Origin of the sequence: Nostoc sp. FACHB-152 (assembly GCF_014697475.1) — a bacterium.
In the GTDB taxonomy this organism is placed as follows: domain Bacteria; phylum Cyanobacteriota; class Cyanobacteriia; order Cyanobacteriales; family Nostocaceae; genus Nostoc_B.
Genome location: NZ_JACJRV010000033.1, coordinates 1 through 19370, shown reverse-complemented (window position 1 = coordinate 19370; position 19370 = coordinate 1). Strand labels below are relative to the sequence as shown.

General features: G+C 40.0%; 16 protein-coding genes. 14 read left to right on the top strand and 2 right to left on the bottom strand.

The genetic code is table 11. The annotated features are described in order from the left end of the window. Window positions 1–379: 379 nt before the first annotated feature. Window positions 380–1057 (top strand): response regulator transcription factor, encoded by a 678-nt coding sequence (locus H6G76_RS20530; RefSeq protein ID WP_190704736.1) that lies wholly within the window; start codon window positions 380–382, stop codon window positions 1055–1057. Here the strand turns inward: H6G76_RS20530 and H6G76_RS20525 are convergent. Further along, on the bottom strand, window positions 1054–1353 hold the full coding sequence (locus H6G76_RS20525; protein ID WP_242056468.1) for a hypothetical protein: 300 nt from the start codon (window positions 1351–1353) through the stop codon (window positions 1054–1056). The two genes, H6G76_RS20530 and H6G76_RS20525, sit on opposite strands and share 4 nt — an antisense overlap. A gap of 469 nt (window positions 1354–1822) precedes the next feature. Here H6G76_RS20525 and H6G76_RS20520 point away from each other — a divergent pair, with 469 nt between their 5' ends. From H6G76_RS20520 to H6G76_RS20465, 12 genes are all read left to right on the top strand, one after another. After that, on the top strand, window positions 1823–2515 hold the full coding sequence (locus H6G76_RS20520) for a sugar transferase (protein ID WP_190704733.1): 693 nt from the start codon (window positions 1823–1825) through the stop codon (window positions 2513–2515). A gap of 315 nt (window positions 2516–2830) precedes the next feature. Further along, window positions 2831–4054, top strand: a complete 1224-nt coding sequence (locus H6G76_RS20515; RefSeq protein ID WP_190704730.1) for a glycosyltransferase — start codon at window positions 2831–2833, stop codon at window positions 4052–4054. 122 nt (window positions 4055–4176) lie between these two features. Then, window positions 4177–5343 carry a glycosyltransferase family 4 protein gene (locus H6G76_RS20510; protein WP_190704727.1) on the top strand — a complete coding sequence of 389 codons (1167 nt, stop codon included), beginning with the start codon at window positions 4177–4179 and terminating at the stop codon, window positions 5341–5343. Between the two features lie 126 nt (window positions 5344–5469). Further along, complete coding sequence (locus H6G76_RS20505) at window positions 5470–6888, top strand: hypothetical protein (RefSeq protein ID WP_190704724.1); 1419 nt, start codon at window positions 5470–5472, stop codon at window positions 6886–6888. 34 nt (window positions 6889–6922) lie between these two features. Further along, entirely contained in the window at window positions 6923–8218 is a 1296-nt protein-coding gene (locus H6G76_RS38080; RefSeq protein WP_199337462.1) for an O-antigen ligase, read from the top strand. A 60-nt stretch (window positions 8219–8278) separates the two neighbouring features. Further along, window positions 8279–9244: a glycosyltransferase family A protein gene (locus H6G76_RS20495; RefSeq protein ID WP_190704722.1), complete on the top strand. Its 966-nt coding sequence runs from the start codon at window positions 8279–8281 to the stop codon at window positions 9242–9244. A 36-nt stretch (window positions 9245–9280) separates the two neighbouring features. After that, window positions 9281–10264, top strand: coding sequence for a glycosyltransferase (locus H6G76_RS20490; RefSeq protein WP_190704719.1), 984 nt, complete (start codon window positions 9281–9283; stop codon window positions 10262–10264). After that, window positions 10261–11673, top strand: a complete 1413-nt coding sequence (locus H6G76_RS20485) for a glycosyltransferase family 4 protein (protein ID WP_190704716.1) — start codon at window positions 10261–10263, stop codon at window positions 11671–11673. The genes H6G76_RS20490 and H6G76_RS20485 overlap by 4 nt, the downstream gene beginning before the upstream one ends. A 36-nt stretch (window positions 11674–11709) precedes the next feature. Then, window positions 11710–12993: a lipopolysaccharide biosynthesis protein gene (locus H6G76_RS20480; RefSeq protein WP_190704713.1), complete on the top strand. Its 1284-nt coding sequence runs from the start codon at window positions 11710–11712 to the stop codon at window positions 12991–12993. A gap of 166 nt (window positions 12994–13159) precedes the next feature. Further along, the gene (locus H6G76_RS20475; protein ID WP_190704710.1) at window positions 13160–14146 is read left to right on the top strand and encodes a glycosyltransferase family 2 protein; all 987 of its coding nucleotides are present in this window, start codon (window positions 13160–13162) and stop codon (window positions 14144–14146) included. A gap of 69 nt (window positions 14147–14215) precedes the next feature. Further along, entirely contained in the window at window positions 14216–15178 is a 963-nt protein-coding gene (locus H6G76_RS20470; RefSeq protein ID WP_190704708.1) for a glycosyltransferase family A protein, read from the top strand. Window positions 15179–15460: 282 nt separating this feature from the next. Beyond that, complete coding sequence (locus H6G76_RS20465) at window positions 15461–16159, top strand: hypothetical protein (RefSeq protein WP_190704705.1); 699 nt, start codon at window positions 15461–15463, stop codon at window positions 16157–16159. Window positions 16160–16318: 159 nt separating this feature from the next. On the opposite strand, the gene H6G76_RS20460 is transcribed toward H6G76_RS20465, so the two are convergent. Then, a complete protein-coding gene (locus tag H6G76_RS20460) occupies window positions 16319–17758 on the bottom strand; it encodes an MBL fold metallo-hydrolase (protein ID WP_190704702.1) in 1440 nt (479 codons plus the stop codon). Between the two features lie 418 nt (window positions 17759–18176). Between H6G76_RS20460 and H6G76_RS20455 the strand changes: the two genes are divergently transcribed. Next, window positions 18177–19256 (top strand): nitronate monooxygenase family protein, encoded by a 1080-nt coding sequence (locus tag H6G76_RS20455; protein WP_190704699.1) that lies wholly within the window; start codon window positions 18177–18179, stop codon window positions 19254–19256. Window positions 19257–19370: the final 114 nt, after the last annotated feature.

Here is a 19370-nt window from a genome sequence, read left to right as displayed (position 1 = left end):
CATCTAGCATTTAAATTTCAGTAATTTTCGGAAATCACCTTACCAACCTAATACCTAAGTTTTCCTGCTAATTTACTACTTTTAATCATATAGAAATCCGGTTTAATTACTGAACATACTTGTGTAGTCAGGCAATAGGCAACCCAAAATAAGGCAGGTAACAATGTACTGATTTTTTCAAAAATCAAATAATAGTCTTATAGCTTCAATCTTTAGGGAAAGTTATTTATTTAAGTATTTTTATTCTAGTTTGTTCATGTTAGTTTTACTAATGTTTGGTCAAAAGGAAACAAAAAGTTGTAACTGCTGGTTTACCCTCCCAGCTAAAACAGACCAGGCTAGGTTCCTATGGCAAAAACAATCTCAGGAATAAGTAAAGATGGCAAAAGTTGGACAACAAAATATTGTGCAGATTCTACTGGTTGATGACCATGCTTTAATACGTCGAGGCATGAAAGCTCAATTTTCCCTTGAACCTAGTTTTAGTGTAGTTGGAGAAGCAGATGACGGTGCAAAAGCAATAGAACTAGCTGTGCAACTCCAACCAGCAGTAATTTTGATGGATATTGATATGCCAGTTGTTGATGGAATCACAGCCACGCAACAGATAAAGAGTGATTGTCCTACTACTCGTATCCTTGCTTTGAGTGCATTTGACAGTGATACCCAGGTGATCGGGATGCTAGCAGCTGGTGCAGATGGTTACTGTCTGAAAACTATTGAATGGGAACAACTCCTCGCGGTGATTCAATTGATCTTGCAAGGAGGTGCTTATTTAGATCCTCATATAGCTCAAAAGGTCGCTCGGATGCTCAAGCCAACGGTTATTAAGCCGGAAATTCCTGAATCTGAGCCGCTTCAACAACAAATTCTCAGTCCTCGTGAGCTAGAAATCCTCAAACTGATTGCCAAAGGATATTCAAACCAAGAGATTGCTGACCATCTCTACCTTTCACTAGGAACTATTAAATCTTATGTGCGTATGATTCTAAATAAACTCAGCGTTGACGATCGCGTCCAAGCAGCAGCTTTGGCTGTGCGTGAAGGGTTAATTTAAGCTGCTAGTACTTTTTGTAAAGAAGTATACAGTTCCGTAGCGGTGGAAACTAATAATGATTTCCCACTTGAGGGTTGTTCTGACCACAAGATATAAGGTTGAACCACCTGAGCTTGGAAGTCATCACAGATAGGTAGGCATAGCACCAACGCATGAGGAGCAAACAGAGTAATCTCTTCAACTAGGGGAGTTCCATAATAAGGAAACACTTCAAAATTATATTTCAGGCAATAACTACTAACGCTTTGTACAGTAGTAACCTTACTTCCAATGACCATAATTCTAGGTGTTTCCATAGCAATGATATGAGGTTTAATTAATGGCATTTTTTATACATATATACTTAAATAAGAGCGATATTGCTTATAAGCAATAAGTCAGCCTGACTTTTTCCTTTGTTATTAATTCCAGAAAAATAGCTTAGTTTGAATACTATTCACTAGTATGAGGTTTAGTGTTTTTATACGATACGGTCAAGTGGATAGTTAAATGGACAATTTTATTCTCATACTAGGACGCTGTAGATATCAAACCCTAATTAGTCATTAGATAGTATTGCGATCGCTAGTTGAAGAAGAGACTGTAATCAGACTGAGAAAAAGAGCCTCCATCTATACAAAATCTTAAATAGTGCTTAAGTATATGTAATGCAAATATGAGAAATCTAATATCAAAACCAATACATCTATTAACTGCTAGCGTTCTAGCGGTTGACTTGCTCAACCTACTGACTGATGAAACTGACTAACGAAAACTGTAATTACTATGCCTAAGCTCCCTACTTCCCGTCAAAATTCCATAAAAAATACAGATAATATTTACGCTGCTAATGTTGCTGAGTTTTTAGTTCATCCTTCTGTTACCAGCAAAACAAAGCGCATAATTGACATCGTGGGCGCTATTTTAGGGCTAGTAATCACAGCAGTTATTCTAATTCCAGTTGCGATAGCTATTAAATTAGATAACCCTGGCCCTATCTTCTACAGTCAAATTCGCTGTGGTCTGAACGGACGGACTTTTCGGATTTGGAAATTTCGTTCTATGGTAGTGGAGGCTGACCGACTTAAACATCTAGTTGATAACCAAGCTAAGGGTAATCATATTTTCAAAAATGAGAATGACCCTCGAATTACTCGTGTAGGCAGGTTTCTGCGGCGCACGAGTTTAGACGAACTTCCTCAGTTTTGGAATGTGCTACGAGGAGAAATGAGTCTAGTTGGAACTCGTCCTCCAAGTACTGATGAAGTCAAGTACTACTCACATCATCACTGGGAGAGGTTGAATGTCAAACCAGGTATGACTGGCGAATGGCAAGTTAATGGCCGTTCCAGCATTAAAGACTTTGAAGATATTGTTTGTATGGATATTAACTATCAACGTAAGTGGTCTATTACTTACGATCTGATTTTGATTCTCAAAACTCTTCAGGTTGTGTTAAAGAAAAACGGTGCTTTCTAGTAATTCACCGTTAATTTGCAATTGCATTAGCTCTAGCTGGTTATACAGAGTATTTACCCTTAGGAGGCAAGCATGATGTCTGCAAGTAATAATATCCAAGCGGATAACTTGATGGATACCTATATATTTATCTAGGACGGTATCTATAGATAGTGTTGCTCTTTGAGCTTACAAGGGATGCTATAGGAGTAAAGATACTTTACTTAGTAAAAAGCTCAGGCTTTTGTACGTAAAAATACTTTTATAATTAGTAAATATTTTTAGATATTAACAGTTATAAAAATCTTTACAAGGTATAGGCTAATTATAAAAACAATGCGTAAACCTGTTTTAACTATTTTTTATCAGTATAATCCTTGGCACTCTACTATTGGTGGAATACAAACACTGATCAATACATTTATTAAATACGCTCCCAATGAATTTGAAGTGCGAGTAGTAGGTACAGCGAGCGATCGCACTCAAACAGTTGGTAAGTGGCACCAAGCAGAATTAGCTGGTCGAGAAATTAGCTTCTTTCCCCTATTTACCTTGGAAAATGATAATTTTAGAAGTTTGATCCCAACCACACTCAAGTATACATCTGCACTTGTTGGTCGTAACTTCGCCTCAGACTTTATGCACTTTCACCGACTGGAACCAAGTTTAGTCGCCCTAAATTGGCAGGGGGAGAAAACCTTGTTTATTCATAACGATATTCAAACGCAAATTCAGGCGGTTGGGGATAAAAATGCGATTTTATGGCGCAGATTTCCCGCAGCTTATTTTGCCTTAGAAAACCTACTAGTTAGCCAGTTTAGTCAGATTTTTTCCTGTAACACTGATTCAGCACAATTGTATAAACAGAGGTATCCTCTAATCCAAGACCGCGTTGCATATATCAAAAATTCATTTGATAACGAGATTTTCTATTCTGTGAGTCAAGAACAAAGAGACGCACAAAGACGAGAACTAGCAACAAAATTGGGCTTGAGCGAGAAAACACGCTTTGTTCTGTTTGCTGGGCGGTTACATCCTCAAAAAGATCCGATTTTGTTAGTACGTGCGATCGCCGCTTTAAATCAACCACATACTCACTTACTAATAGCTGGTGATGGCGAACTGGCGGCAAAAATACGTATAGAAATCACTCAGTTAGGACTATCTAATCGGGTAACAATGCTAGGAGCAGTCCCAATACAGGAACTCGCCCAGTTGCATCGGGTCAGTAGTGTTTTTGTCCTGAGCAGTGCCTACGAAGGTCTACCTTTAGTAGTTTTAGAAGCATTAGCCAGTGGAACTCCAGTAGTTAGCACTAGATGTGGTGAAACCCCAAAACTACTAACTGCTGATAATGGGGTTGTCTGTGAACAGCGCTCTCCAGAGTGTTTAGCAGATGCTTTAGAGCAAGTAATCCTACATCCAGAAAATTACCCAAGTGCATCTTGTGTACGCACAGCACAGCGTTATGCGGCACAGACTGTTATGAGAGATGTTTACAGCGATATGTTTACTCGTTGGGAAAAGCGAAATTTCTCGGCTGTTGGTTGTGTGAATTAGCAGTTTAACCAAATACAAAAACTGATAGACCAAAAGCACAGGCAATAATTTTAACACATAAAACTCCATAGAGATTTATTGAGTATCAGGTTGTACACCATTTTTGAACGTAAATTTTAACTATGAAAATTGCTGTTATCGGTGCAAAAGGTCTACCTCCCAAACAGGGTGGAATTGAGCATTATTGTGCGGAACTTTATCCCCGGATAGTTGCCCAGGGTCACTCTGTAGATTTATTCGCCCGTTCCTCTTACACTCAAGGTTCTTGGCTGGAAAGTTATGACTATCAAGGAGTTCAAGTTATATCTTTACCCAGTGTAGATTTTAGAGGAGTAGATGCTTTTGTCACTTCAGCATTGGGAGCGATCGCTGCCACTGGCAAAAGCTATGATATTGTTCATTTCCATGCTCTTGGCCCATCTCTATTTACCTGTTTACCAAGAATTACCAATGCAAAGATTGTAGTTACCTGCCAGGGGCTAGACTGGCAACGTGCCAAGTGGGGCAACTTTTCTACGCGCTTAATTCGCGCCGGAGAGAAGTCCGCAGTACGCTTTGCCCACGGAATGATTGTGGTTTCAGAAGCACTACAAAACTACTTTTTGCAGACTTACGATCGAGAGACAGTTTACATTCCCAATGCCCCCGCTTGCTACGGTGAATCAGACCCTAACTTTGCTTACGGTAAGCAACTAGGTCTTCAGCAAGGGCGCTATGTTGTGTTTTTGGGCAGACTGGTTCCAGAAAAGCGTCCTGACTTACTGGTTGATGCCTTCTCAGCTTTGAAACCAGCTGGATGGAAACTTGTTCTGGCTGGAGGTGTAAGTGATACCAAGTCCTTTACCGCAAATCTATTAGAAAAAGTTGCAGATAATCGAGATATTATATTTGCCGGTGAACTTCGAGGAACTCGTCTTTGGGAAATTGTTCGGGGAGCAGGGTTATTTGTCCTTCCTTCTGATTTAGAAGGTTTACCTCTAGCAATGCTTGAAGCAATGCAGGAAGGAATACCAGTTCTAGGAAGCGACATTCCACCCCACCAGCAATTGATTGATGGGGGACGAGGAATGCTGTTTGAATCTGGAAATTTAGACTCTTGTATTCATTCTTTAGATTGGGCGATTCATCACCCCCAACAATTGGCAGCAATGGCTAAGAATGCACAAAAATATGTGCGAGTAAATTATAACTGGGATCGGATTACTGCTGAAAATCTGAAACTTTATGGAACTATTTCTGGCATACCTAGCGAAATAACTAAAATTTCGAGAAAAGGAGTTTTGAGTTAGAGAAACTTAGAAATTCAAGGTCAGATATCTCTGTTTTTTGATGAGAGCTGCTCTAGGGATTGCTGACCAGAATATTGATTAAACACCAAAATTCTAGAGCATAATTAAAATAATGGAAATTTATCAATGTCTGACTTCACAGTAATCCGCCGTTCTTCTTCATCCTTAACCAAGATTGTCAAAAATAGAAAAAGTTATTTCCTCTTATGGCTGCTGAGTAATGCCATAATCTGGAGCCTTGCTTTACTTGTTTTAAAGAAAATCCCTGCTAGTTATACAAGTGAGTGGACAATCGCTTTCCCAGGAGCTAAAACATCTTCAAACGTAAATTTACCAGGAATAGGTCAAGCCTCTACCTACAGCGACTCCAATTTCAACACCCAGTCTTCCGATCCCAGAGAAAACTACAAATTCATCGCCTTGACTGATGAGGTTATCAAAACAGCAGCTAATCAGCTCAACATATCTATAGAGGATTTTGGAAAACCCCAGATCAAAATCCTAGATAACACTACCTTTATGCAATTTCGACTTGCAGGAAATACTCCCCAACAGGCTCAACAAAAAGCGATCGTTTTTCAACGTGTTTTAGAAGCAAAGTTAGAGGAACTGAGAAAGGTAGAGACTAGTAAAGAAAACAGTAGTTTAGAAGCATCTCTCAATAACGCTGGTAAAAAATTGCAAGCAGCTCAACGACAACTTTATGAGTACAAAGCTAATTCACCTTTGATTTCGAGTGACCAACTACGAGATCTATCGGTAAACGTTGAAGGATTACGACGACAACGTTCTGAAACTTTAGCCCAACTCAAACAAGTAAGTACCAAATTCACGCAACTATCAGCTAGTTTAGGTTTGTCTGCTCAAGACGCTGTTGATGCTCTAGTACTTCAATCCAATCCGTTGTTTCAACGTTATTTAGGTGATTACAGCACAACTAGCGGACAGTTAGCTAGTTTAAGTGCTAAGTATATGCCTACTCATCCCGCCGTGATTACCAAGCAGATGGAGAAAGATGCAGCTAATGCAGCACTTCTTAAGCAAGCTCAATCGCTGCTAGGAAGACCCGTATCTCAAGTGGCTATAGAGCAACTAAATATCAATAGCGGTGGTTCATTGGGAGCATCCTCAGAGCGAGCAGTTTTCTTCCAACAATTAATTTCACTTCAGACAGACCAACAAGGACTCCAAGCCCAGGCTCAAGAGTTAGCTCAACAAATTAAGCAACTAGAATCTAGGATCACATATCTATCTCAAAAGGAGTCTCAGCTAGACAATCTGCAACGTAATACTAAAATAGCAGAAGCTGTTTTCTCATCAACTTTAACTAAGTTAGATTTAGGCAAGTCAAATATTTCTGTCTACTATCCACAATTTGTACTACTATCTCCACCAAACCTACCAGCAGAATCTAGTTCACCTAAGACCCTATTGGTATTGTTTGGTGCAGTTGTTGGTTCTTTTTTCTTAACAACAGGAGTCGGATTCCTATGGTTTAACAATCATAAAAGTCAGAATAAATCAACCGACATCAGAGAACTTTAACTTTTGAGTAAATTTATTATTTTGTTAATCACCAGTGAGCAGTACTACAATTAAGCCACAAAATACTCCTGAATTCCTAGTTTGGTACTACATTATCGGCACTTATCCAATGTATCTACTTGGCGCACAGTATGTTTGTGCCACGTTCTTAGCTTCTTACTTAACATTTTATCTACTAAGAAAACTCTGGAATCAAACAGAAAATACACCTCTAGCTGAAAAAATTACTATCTCCCCATCAGCTTGGGTATGGATTGTTGCTATGCTGGTGATAGAATTTGCTTTAATTGTAGGGCATTTAAATTTTTCTTTAGGAATTGAGCAAATATTTAGATCCTCATTTATGTGGTATAGAAATTGGGGACTATTAGCTTTATTTCCTCTAATAGGTCACCTCAATATCCGTTCCAAAATAATTTATCGAGCCGTATGTATTTTGTGCTTACAGAGCTTAATTATAGTAATGATCTGTAGCATAGCTAAGTTCCTAAAAATTGAAATTTTTTCTTACGTTTCGCCTCTCCAGGCATTTGGCGGAGTAATTGATAGTTATAGAGTCTATTTATTCTATGTTATTGACGAAAATCAACCACGCTTGCAATTGTTTGCTCCTTGGCCTCCTGCTTTAGGATTAGTTGGTAATATCTACTTTTGTCTTGCTCAACAGGAAAGTAACAAAAAGTGGCGATGGTTGGGAATGGTTGGTGCTGTGGCTATGATTTTTGGCTCAGTATCTAGGTTAGCCATAATATGTCTACCATTAGTTATAGTATCGATGTGGATATTAACTAATCTCCTTCGTCCTTGGGTACATTTCTTAGTAGGATTTGTTAGTACACTGCTAGGTATATTTTCATCAACATTGATTACTTATCTAGAAAGTTTTAATGATAAGTTCAATAAAGCTCGTTCTGGTTCTTCAGAAGTGCGGGCTAGATTAAGGCGGATGGCACTAGAGGCTTGGTGGAACGAGGCACCAATCTGGGGGCATGGTCGTATGGAATCCAAAGGGCCAGCAATAGTAGGACACAGGCCAATTGGTTCTCACCATGCATGGTTTGGTACTTTATATAGTCATGGATTAGTTGGCTGCATTGCCTTAGCAGTGCCTTTCGCGTGGAGTTTTATAAATTTGCTGATTAAAGCTCAAACTAATAAACAGGCGAAGGTTGGATTAAGTATCCTTTTAGTTATTTTCTTTTTCACATTTGCTGAAAATATAGAAACTTTAGCTTATATCTGTTGGCCTGGTTTATTGATATTAGGAATTGCATTTAAACAAGAATTTATATTTGAAAAAGGTAAATCAAAAACATATGAACTATGTTAATTTATATCCGAAATTAAGTTTAATGTAGTTAATTAAATATATTTAAATGAGGAGATAAATATGCCAAAAATTTCTGTGTTAATTCCAGCCTATAATGCGATGAATTATCTCCCAGAAACAATAGAAAATGTTCTAAGCCAAACCTTCACTGACTTTGAGGTAATAGTTGTTAATGATGGGAGTGCAGATGAAACTGAGCGATGGGTTTCTCAGATAAAAGACCCACGAGTAAAGTTGATTACTCAGGAAAATCAAGGTTTAGCAGGAGCGCGCAATACCGGAATTGCTCATGCCAAAGGAGAGTACATAACATTTTTAGACGCTGATGACTTGTGGGAGCCAACCAAGCTAGAAAAACAACTGCGTGTTATGGAAGAAAATCCAGAAGTGGCATTGGTATACACTTGGGTTGCCTTCATTGATGAAATGGGTAAACCTACGGGCAGAGTGTTCAAAAATCAGGCAGAGGGAGATGTTTGGCAAAAGCTGACTGAACACAACATTGTTGAGTCTGGCAGCGTAGCAATGGTGCGTCGCTCTTGCTTTGAGGATATCGGACTGTTTGATCGCAATTTAGGCTCATATCTTGAAGATTGGGATATGTGGCTACGCATAGCATCTCGCTATTCTTTTAAAGTAGTGAAGGAACCTTTGGTTTACTATCGACAATTATCTGGTAGTGCATCCAGAAATTGGGAAGCAATGGCGCGCAGTTTTGAGATCGTGATTGAAAAAGCTTTCTCTGCTGCACCATCCGAGTTGCAGTATTTAAAAAATCGCAGCTATGGTTTTGCTAATATCTGTTTAGCTTGGAAAGCTTTACAAAGCCAAGCTCAAGATTGGAAAAGTGCAGCTAATTTTCGAGCAAAAGCTTTAGCTTACTACCCTTGGATATGCTTTTCACAAGAATTTATGCGCTTGAGTATTGCTATTACTCTAATGAGTTGGTTTGGGACTGAAGGTTACAAAATATTTTTATCTTATGTTTATAATCTGCGTCAGCGCATAGTAGCGATCGCCCGTTGAAACCTCATTTCATTACTAATTATTGATAGTGAGAATATGCCCAAAATTTCTGTGATCATTCCTGCTTACAATGCCGAAAAAACTATAGCAGAAACCATCAAATCAGTTCAAAAACAAACTTTTTCGGATTTTGAATTAATTGTCATTAATGATGGCTCAAAAGACAGAACAGTAGAAATAGTTGAGAGTATTCAAGATGAACGCTTAAAAATTTTTTCCTATGAAAATGGTGGACTACCCGTAGCTCGTAATCGGGGTATTTCTCAGGCAACTGGTGAATTTATTGCCTTTCTTGATGCTGATGATTTGTGGACAGCTGATAAACTAGAAAGGCAATTGATAGCCTTGGAAGAGAATCCAGAAGCAGGAGTTGCTTATAGCTGGACTTGTTTTATGGATGTGGATGAACAAGGAAAACCTTTATCATTTCTGCCATCACCTCGGTATGCTTTTACAGGTAATGTTTATGAAAAGTTATTAGTTAGCGATTTTATTCATAATGGCTCAAATACTCTAATACGTAGGCAAGCTCTGGAATCGACTGGCGGTTTTGATCCTGCTTGCCCTGGTTGTGCAGACTGGGACTACTGGCTGCGGCTATCAACTCGGTGGGATTTTGTTGTGATACCTAAGCACCAGATACTTTATCGTCGAACACCTGGAGCAATGTCATCTAAAGTTGAGCAGATGAAGGAAGCTGCTCTCATCGCTATGAAAAAGGCATATCAAGCAGCTCCTCCAGAACTTCAATACCTTAAAAGGTATACGATGGTGAGTTTTCATATCTATTTTGCTGGTTTGTATTTGCAACATCGTAGTGATACCAATAGCGTTAGCCAAGCGCACCAGCATATATGGTCAGCAATTCGCCTCAACCCTCAAGTTTTACTAGATACAACAACTCAAAAATTAATCATCAAGCTGCTTTTGAAACTAGTTCTGCCAACTCAACTGGCTAATTATTTCTTGCAGTTGGTGAAAAAACCTCTGACTCTAAGCGATCCGAGGTTAGAAGCATGAACAAGTTATCTGGTTTACAGCTGACTGTGCAGCACAATCAGGAATTATCTTCTTTGAGTCAATCCTCCCAGCCAACGATCGCCTTACTGCACTGTTACGATTTAATCGATGATTTTTTAGATAGCATCAACATTTCTTTCGAGACTTTTTGCCAAGAGTTTGTCGGTAGCTGGATGTTCGGCTACATCAATGCTCTCCAACAAGTTGGTGTCCGGACGGTACTGTTTTGCATATCTGCGCGTGTTGATTGTCCATCGCGTTTTACTCATGTACCTACTGGTGCTATGATTTGCGTGCTACCTCCTGATGGGACGTATCACGCTTATCGTGCTGTGCGGCGAAATTCACTGAATTTTTATGGAACAAACGAGGCACAATCTTTTAAAGATATTCAGGATGACATTAAAGTTCGCCGTTCTCTACTGACACCCATTAAAGATTTAGCTAAGAGTCTGGGAACGTATCTATCTACACCTCTAGGTTTGTTGGCTAGGGAACTGCGGCGCGAAAACTGTCAAGCAATATTGTGTCAAGAGTATGAGTATGCCCGCTTTGATAGTTGCGTGCTGCTGGGAAAATTGATGCGTCTACCAGTTTTTGCGACTTTTCAAGGAGGCGATCGCACTCAGAGCTTTCTGGAAGCTATTCCACGACAGTTAGCGTTTCATGGTTGTACTGGTGCGATTGTCGCTACACAAACCGAGATTCAACGCATTAAATCTCGTTACGGATTACCCTCTCGCAAAATAGCGCGGATTTTCAACCCAGTAGACATCACAACCTGGCAAGCAAGCGATCGCACTGAGGCACGAGCTGCACTGGGAATTCCTCGCAACGCTAAGGTGGTTGTTTGGCATGGACGAGTTGAAATAGCGCGCAAAGGATTAGATATTCTGTTGGAGGCTTGGCAGCAAATCTGCAATGAACGTCCCGCTCAAGACTTGCAGTTGCTACTAGTAGGAACGGGAAGTGATGCCGAGCGATTGCGTCAGCGCCTGGAAACCATGCAGTTAAAAGGTGTGCAATGGCTGAATCAATTTGTGAGCGATCGCAATGTTATTCAGCAATACCTATCAGCCGCTAATGTTTATACTTTGCCATCTCGACAAGAAGGTTTTCCTGTAGCACCAATTGAAGCAATGGCCTGTAGCCTACCTGTTGTAGCGGCTGATGCTCCTGGTGTATGCGACATTCTTGAGGGAGGCGAGATTTCTGGAGGAATAATTGTACCAAAAGAAGATGCAACAGCACTAGCGATCGCACTTGGTCGTGTTCTGGACAATGAAGCTTGGGGGCGTGAGTTAGGCAAGCGCGCTCGCTCTCGGATAGAAAATTGCTTTTCGCCTGAGACTGTTGGCAAGCAACTGCGTGATGTTCTAGTAACCGAGAGCTTGCAGACGAAGTTTTAATTGCAACGTATTTCATTGCACTATAACAGTAGTTTGATGCTAATTCATAAGTTAAAGCAAAGATTATCAAGTCAATTTATCCGTAATGTTGGTTGGTTAGGCGGAGCAGAACTAGTAAATCGTATCTTCCGCTTAGGAACGACGGTGACTCTAGCTCGGATGTTCAGCCAGCAAGATTATGGAATAATGGCTGTTGTTTATACTGTTTTGGACTTTGCAACTGTTTTCACTCTCAGAGGAGGGATTGGAGCTAAGATTGTCCAAGCCGCTCAGGAAGATGTCAAGGCTATATGCGATACATCCTACTGGCTGAATTGGATTCTCTGTAGCTCGATTTTTATTATTCAGTGCCTTTGTGCCTTCCCAGTTGCTCAGTTTTATGGAAATAGCCAGCTAATTTGGCCTCTATGTACGAGTGCTTTAGTTTACTTAATGATGCCGCTTTATATTGTTCACAATGCCTTGATTGAGCGAGAAAATCGGCTAAAAGTTACTGCAATAGCGAATGCTACGCAGTCAATACTCGGTAATATCATGACTGTAATTCTAGCTCTCCTGGGTATGGGGATATGGGCGATCGTTTTGCCTATGGTTTTGACTACTCCAGTTTGGATTGTTATCAACTGGATGAATCATGCTTGGCGGCCTCCCAAATCTTTCAAACTAGATAAATGGCAGGATGTCACTAATTTTGGCAAAAATTTACTCCTAGTTGCGATTTTAAATAAACTCAGAGGAAACTTAGATTATTTACTTATTGGTAAGTTTTTAGGAGTTGAAGCCTTAGGACTATACTATTTTGCCTTCAATGCTGGATTAGGAATTAGTATGAATGTTATCAACACCTTTATGTCAGCTTTATTTCCTCATATTTGTGCTGTCCGGGATGACTACCAACTATTCAAACACAGATATTTTAGTAGCCTCAAAAAAGTTTCACTTATTGTAATTCCCATTATTCTATTACAATCATTTTTATCTCCTTTTTATGTACCAATCATCTTTGGTCAAAAGTGGATATCAGCAATCCCAATATTAATATTAATTTGTTTATCTGTCATACCACGTATTTTTGGTTGGGCATCCTCTTTGCTACTAAATGCTATAGATAAAACTGATATTTCCCTTTACATAAATACAGCTTTTACCATAGTTTTTTCCATTGCTATATTAATAGCAGTAAATTGGGGAATATTTTGGGTGGCTATAGCCGTGCTTGTTTCTAATTTAGTAGTTCTGAATGGTTTCACCATCTGGATTCATCGATATGTATTTAATCAAAACTCACATAAATTTTTTCTTGCTAAATCAAATCTTTAAGTTTTTAATTAATAAGTAAAAATTAGCATATTTTAGAGTAGCTAAATATATACATGGTGTAGTTATTATTATAAAATCATAATCAGATTTAAAAATGCAATTTCAACAGTGCCTCTGCTGAAAATCATTACAATCAAAAGTTGGCATTTAACTATCGAGGTGTCCTATGCAAGAAGCAAGAATAACTCTTATTGTTGTTCCTAGAGAAAGATATAGTTATACTCAAATATCTCTAGAAAATATATATCAAAATACCCATATACCATTTGATCTCATCTATGTAGATGTTAATTCTCCTTCTAACATCAGACGTTATCTTGAAGCACAATCTCAAGAAAAGAAATTTCGCTTAATTCGGGTTAATAATTTTCTTTCTCCGAATCAGTGCCGCAATTTAGCACTGGAATTTGTTAAGACTGAATACGTTGTATTTATTGACAACGATGTTTTAGTTAAGCCAGGTTGGCTGAATGCTTTAATTCAATGTGCCGATGAAACTGGAGCCTGGATTGTTGGGCCTCTTTGTTTAGAAGGCGATGATTTTGCGAAAGTTCACATGGCTGGAGGAACTTATGATTTCAAGCAGCATGGGGAGCAAAGATGGATGATTATGAGACGACCATGCTTTAGAACTCCTTTATCTAAAGTGCGAATAGAGTTTAAACGACAGCCAACCCAAGCAGTAGAGTTCCATTGTGTCTTAGTTCGGATGGACTGTTTCAAGGACATAGGTTTATTAGATGAACAAGTTATGGGTATGGGGCAAGAAGACGATCTATGTTTGACAGTACTTCAGTTTGGCAAACCAATCTATTTTGAACCCGCTGCTGTAATCACTTATGTACCTCCTCAAACACTTTCATGGTCAGAGTTGCGGTTTTTCTATTTACGTTGGAGTCAAGCCTGGTGTGAAACAAGCATCAACCGAATGCGCGAAAAGTGGAATTTGGCAGAGAACGCTCCTGTAGTGAAGAGCTATAGAACATTTATCAATGTTCATAGTTTGCTCCCTGAACCAAGAATTCAAGAAGGTTACAGCTATATCAACTGGATAGTGAAGTTTAAAGTCAAGCTATTGGGAAGAAAAGTAATTATGCGATTGGCAAGAAAATTAATTAATTGGCAAGCAAAGTTAGGTTTAATAAATCAATAATTTGCTAGCTTTAAGGCAAATTTTTTATGATGTTGATGATTTCTGCTTGTCATAGCAGAGGATGTGGGAATGCCAAAAATATCTGTCATTATTCCTGCCTATAATGCTGAATGTACTATCGGAGAAACAATTCAATCTGTTCAGCAGCAAACTTTCCAGGATTTTGAGTTGATTATTATTGATGATGGATCAAAGGATAAAACTTTAGAAATCATCCAAAGTATCAACGATAAGCGCCTGAAGATTTTCGCTTATGAAAATGGTGGAGTTGCAGAGGCTCGTAATCGAGGTATATCTCATGCTAATGCAGAATATATCGCCTTTTTAGACGCTGATGACTTGTGGACACCAGATAAACTAGAATTGCAGTTAGTCGCCTTACAAAAAAATCCAGAGGTAGGAGTTGCTTATAGCTGGACTTCTTACTTCAGTGATAGTCCAAAAAAAGTTTTGTATCCAGGTAAATCTGTTCATTTTAGTGGTGATGTTTACGCTCAGTTACTAGTAAATAATTTTCTGGCCAGTGGCTCTAATCCACTAATTTGCAGGAAGGTAATTGAGTCTGTAGGCAAATTTGATCCTACCTGTACTCCTTGTGAAGACTGGGATTTTTATTTGCGATTAGCAGCTCGTAGCTCTTTTGTTGTGGTTCCCAAACACCAAATTCTATATCGTCAATCCTCAAATTCAGGCTCATCTAAGATGAAAGCTGTGGAGAAAGCTGGTCTGCTGACAATTCAGAAAGCTTATCAAGTAGCTCCACCCAAACTTCAATATCTTAGACATCAAAGTTTAGCTTGGTTTTATCAGTATTGTACACAACAATATCTTAAGCAAGATGTTAACAATATTGATGCGGTTAATCAGGCTAGTCAAAAGCTATGGACGGCAATTCGTCTGCATCCGCAAATTTTATTACAAGATTATGCTCAAAGTCTTATTAGGTGGTTGATCAAGAAGTGGATAATAACTCTGGTACAACAAGTACGAGTTGCCAAGAGTAAAATACTACTTTTTAGTAGCAAAAATTAATGATATGCGTGTCAAAAAAATAGCTTTTTATAGTACAAAAATACTATAATTTTATTGGATGTGCCATTTTGGTAATCATTATTTTAAATTGTAATTTAATTGCCATTTAGCAAATAGTGTGTTATCAAATTTACCTATCTGACGATATATAGGCACAAAGTCTTGAAAAAATCTATATTTATACGTAGAATTTGGTTTATAAAAATTAAAGCTCTACCTATTTTGCTATGTATAATTACGGCAATAATTACTTGCTGTCTTCCTTACAGGGTAGATTCACGGGTGTTCAAACCAATCAATTCTGTTGCAACTGTCATTTACGATATGCAACCACCTCATGAAGGTTTACCACATGGTGTTCCCAGGTCTTGCAATTGGGCTACTAAACCTCGTATAGGTAGTGCTGCTCCTGGTACTTTTACAGCCATGACAGCATGGGGACAATTATATGAAGCGTCTGAAGGTAATCCAGCTACTAACACTAGAGTTCAAATTAGGAATATCAGAGCCTATTATCTAAGTAAGAAAGATAAAAAGTGGCATCTTCTCCAAAGTTCTGTAAGAGTTGAAGGTGCTGCCTATAGAGAAGATTTCGTAGGGGACATCCATAAAGCAGCTAATATTAGATATGAATCTGACGGAAGTATCTCTGTCAAAGCAGGTAATGGTTACAACTTCCACTTTTGGCCACCTAGCCGGGCATCTATTAATCGCCTTGATGTAATGGGGATGTTTACCACAGTTCAAGCTCGACTTGTGGTAGATGATTTTAACAAGCCTGACGATCGCCATAAAGCTCGCTACGTTCTTAGTCAAGGGGGCGATTACTGGTTACATTTAACTGCACGGTGGGATAACTGGACGACTAATAAAGACTTTGGTATTGGAAAATTTAAGTACGTTACAACCAACTGGAAGGCTTTTAATGTTATTACTCTGCCATTCGAGCAAGTCAAATTCTACCCACCACCGATTCAGTAGAAGCAAACGCAGGATATATAAGCTGTTAATCACTTAATTTGCTTGTTTAGGCCGCAAGGGGGCAGGGGAGCAGAGGCGCAGGGGAGAGGGTTGAAAGTTGTTACCAACAATTCCAATTCTGCAACTTGAATGTATATCAGCTTATTTAATCATGTCTAGCTACTTATCTGCTTGTGAAAACATCAGAGAATCTCCAGGGCGCAGCAGGCAAATTGATACTGGAGATGCGATCGCTCCATCTTTGGGAGTCCCAGAACGCTGATTTGCCACCTGATAAACATAGTCTGGGGTGGGATCAACAGCCATGATGTGTGCTTGCGTTCCATCTAGACAAGGGCCAAGACCACGCTGCCAAAACCAAGGCGCACCCCCATCGGAGTAAGGCACAATGCGTTTGGCATTCCAGATTTCAGCTACATCAATGACATCATCAGCATCGCACATCATTTTTTGCCGGACTTGCCAAATCTTCTCAGGCACAAAAGGCAGATACCGGGCAACTGAGGAAAATAAATACTGAATGGGATATAGTGCAAAACCACGATAGCCGCCAAAGAGAATATCAAGAGAACCATAATGCTCTTTGGCTGTATCTGCTAGTTTTTTGACATTTCCCAGACAGTCACTACCAGAATCGGCTGTCAACGCCACACGATGATGACAATACTCAACCAAATAAGTATTGCCCTGATTCCGAATCTCTGGGTGCAGAATTTCCCCAACGGTGGCCTGTTCCCCGTAGAATGGCAAGGCAATGACTCGCATTTCACCAATCTGCTTTTCTTCAAACCAACCCAAGGTGTGAACATTATCGAACCCCAACTGACGCAGCCGCAATGCCATGTCAATTGTCAATACAGATTCTCGCCTCACTTCAGGAACAAAAATTGGCGTATTCGCACCTAGTCTTAGCAATGTGCCTAAATCAAAATGATCGGGGTGAGAATGGGTGATAAATACGGCAGCGATTTGTCCTAGTTCCTCTAGACTGAGGGGTTGATAGTTAGGCGGATAAACCTCAGACTTGGGCAAGATAAAGGGGTCAAACAGAATATTAGAGTTGCGATCGCTCAAATGTAAAGTTGAGTGACCAACAAAAGTAGCATGGCTTGACACAGACGTTGCGGATATACCCTCTTGAACCAGCGCGCCATAGTCATTTAATACATCCCATAACTCACGGGCAACAGTCGCAGTAGGAGGATTACTTCCTTGTTGCCATTCCCCTAAATACAAAGCTAAATCAGAAAACAGATGAGGAGGCAGTTCGAGGGTGGGAATATTTTCGCCAATATTGCGTTCCAATTGCAAAGCGACGGGTTGAACAGCTTTAGTATCTGGATATAGCCAATCTTCTCGCAGCACACCAGGACTTTCATATATATCCCCCAGTCCACCAGGAATCATAGTTGCTGCCAGTAATTCCCGTGAATGCGCCACTACATCCGCAAGACCATATTGCTGACGGTGTGCCATGATGCTTTTGCAGTAACGCCGGATGGTAGTGTCACATTGTCCAGTTACAGCACTACCAAATTTTGTTTCATCGTGGTAAATCAGTTGGAATCTAATTTTGTCACTTAATTTTTGACGTGTCACTTCGCTTTACTCCCAATTCAAAATTAATAACCCTGTTTTGTTACTTTAGGGAAAGAAAAATACTACTCTACTTCTGAACCCTAAACAAAATAATGAATTGTGCGATCGCTACGCCAACGCCAAGGGATAATACAAGCCAACTTTATCATTTAAATCCCTTTGTTGAGAAGAAATCTAAAGATAGGAGTTTCAGATTATTCTCTGCCGAAGGTAACAAAAGAGAGTTATATCAATAATTACACGACCCATTATCTCGCACTTGCTCTAATCCCTTGAACTAATCGGTTCAGTTTAGCTGTTTAAGGAATTCCCCAACGGTATCCGGATCTCGGCTCAATACCTTGATATCGTGGGATCTCATTAGTCATACACTTAAAGACACATATCTTGCTTGTATTACCAAGTCTGGAAGAAACTCATGTGGCCTAAGACAGAATTGATAGATTTGCTCAAGATCACACACCCAATAATTCAGGCTCCGATGGCTGGTGCTTCCACACCTGAGTTAGTGGCGGCCGTTTCTAATGCGGGAGGTCTAGGCTCCTATGGCGGTGCGGCCACTACACCAGTCAAACTTCGCTCCTTAATCAAGCAAATTCGAGAACTGACAGACCAACCCTTTGCAGTTAATTTGTTTGCACCCGCAGTTGAAGCGTATCAACTTACGCCTGAACAGCAAGCAGCAATGTCCGAATTATTAACAAAATGGCATAACGAACTTGATGCAGGGCCTGTTCCCGAACCAATATCAATACTAGGGCCATTCCAGGAGCAATTTACTGTCCTGCTTGAAGAGAAAATACCTGTATTTAGTTTCCACTTTGGGCCTGCACCAATTGAGGCAATTCGGGAGATACACGCTATAGGCTCAATTGTGTTAGCAACCGCGACGACCGTCCGTGAAGCAAAAGCTCTGGTCGAAGCAGGAGTCGATGTCATCATCGCCCAGGGATTTGAAGCCGGAGGTCATCGTGGTACTTTTGCTGTGCCTTATGAACATGGATTGATTGGAACAGCAGCCTTAGTGCCGCAAATAGCCGATGCGGTATCGGTTCCGGTCGTGGCGGCAGGCGGAATCATGGATGCTCGTGGAATTGTTGCGGCATTCGCACTTGGGGCAAGCGGGGTACAGATGGGAACCGCCTTTCTCGCCTGCCCTGAGAACAATATCCCAGAAGTCTATAGGCAGGCGGTACTCCAGTCTAAGGACGAAGACACCGTTATTACTGAAGTATTTTCCGGCAAACCCGCCAGAGCCATCCGAAATCGTTTTATCCGTGAAATGGAAAATAACAGGGATAAGGTGCTACCATTTCCGGCTCAGATGGCTATAGGGCGCGTCCTATATCAGACTTCTGCTCAAAAATCAAGTCCAGATTTTGTCAGCATGTGGGCAGGACAGGGAACAGCATTAGCCGAAGCTCTCCCGGCAGGTGATCTGATCCAAAAGATGATACAAGAATTTCTTGCCGTGGCAGCTTCTTTACAAGTCAAATAATAAGTTAAGAGTTCAATACCTTAGCCAATTTACGAGGGTTTAATGCCTGTAGAAACGGGATGAATACGTCCTAAAGAAGTAAGCTTGGCAAAAATCTGGGTTAATAAAATAGGC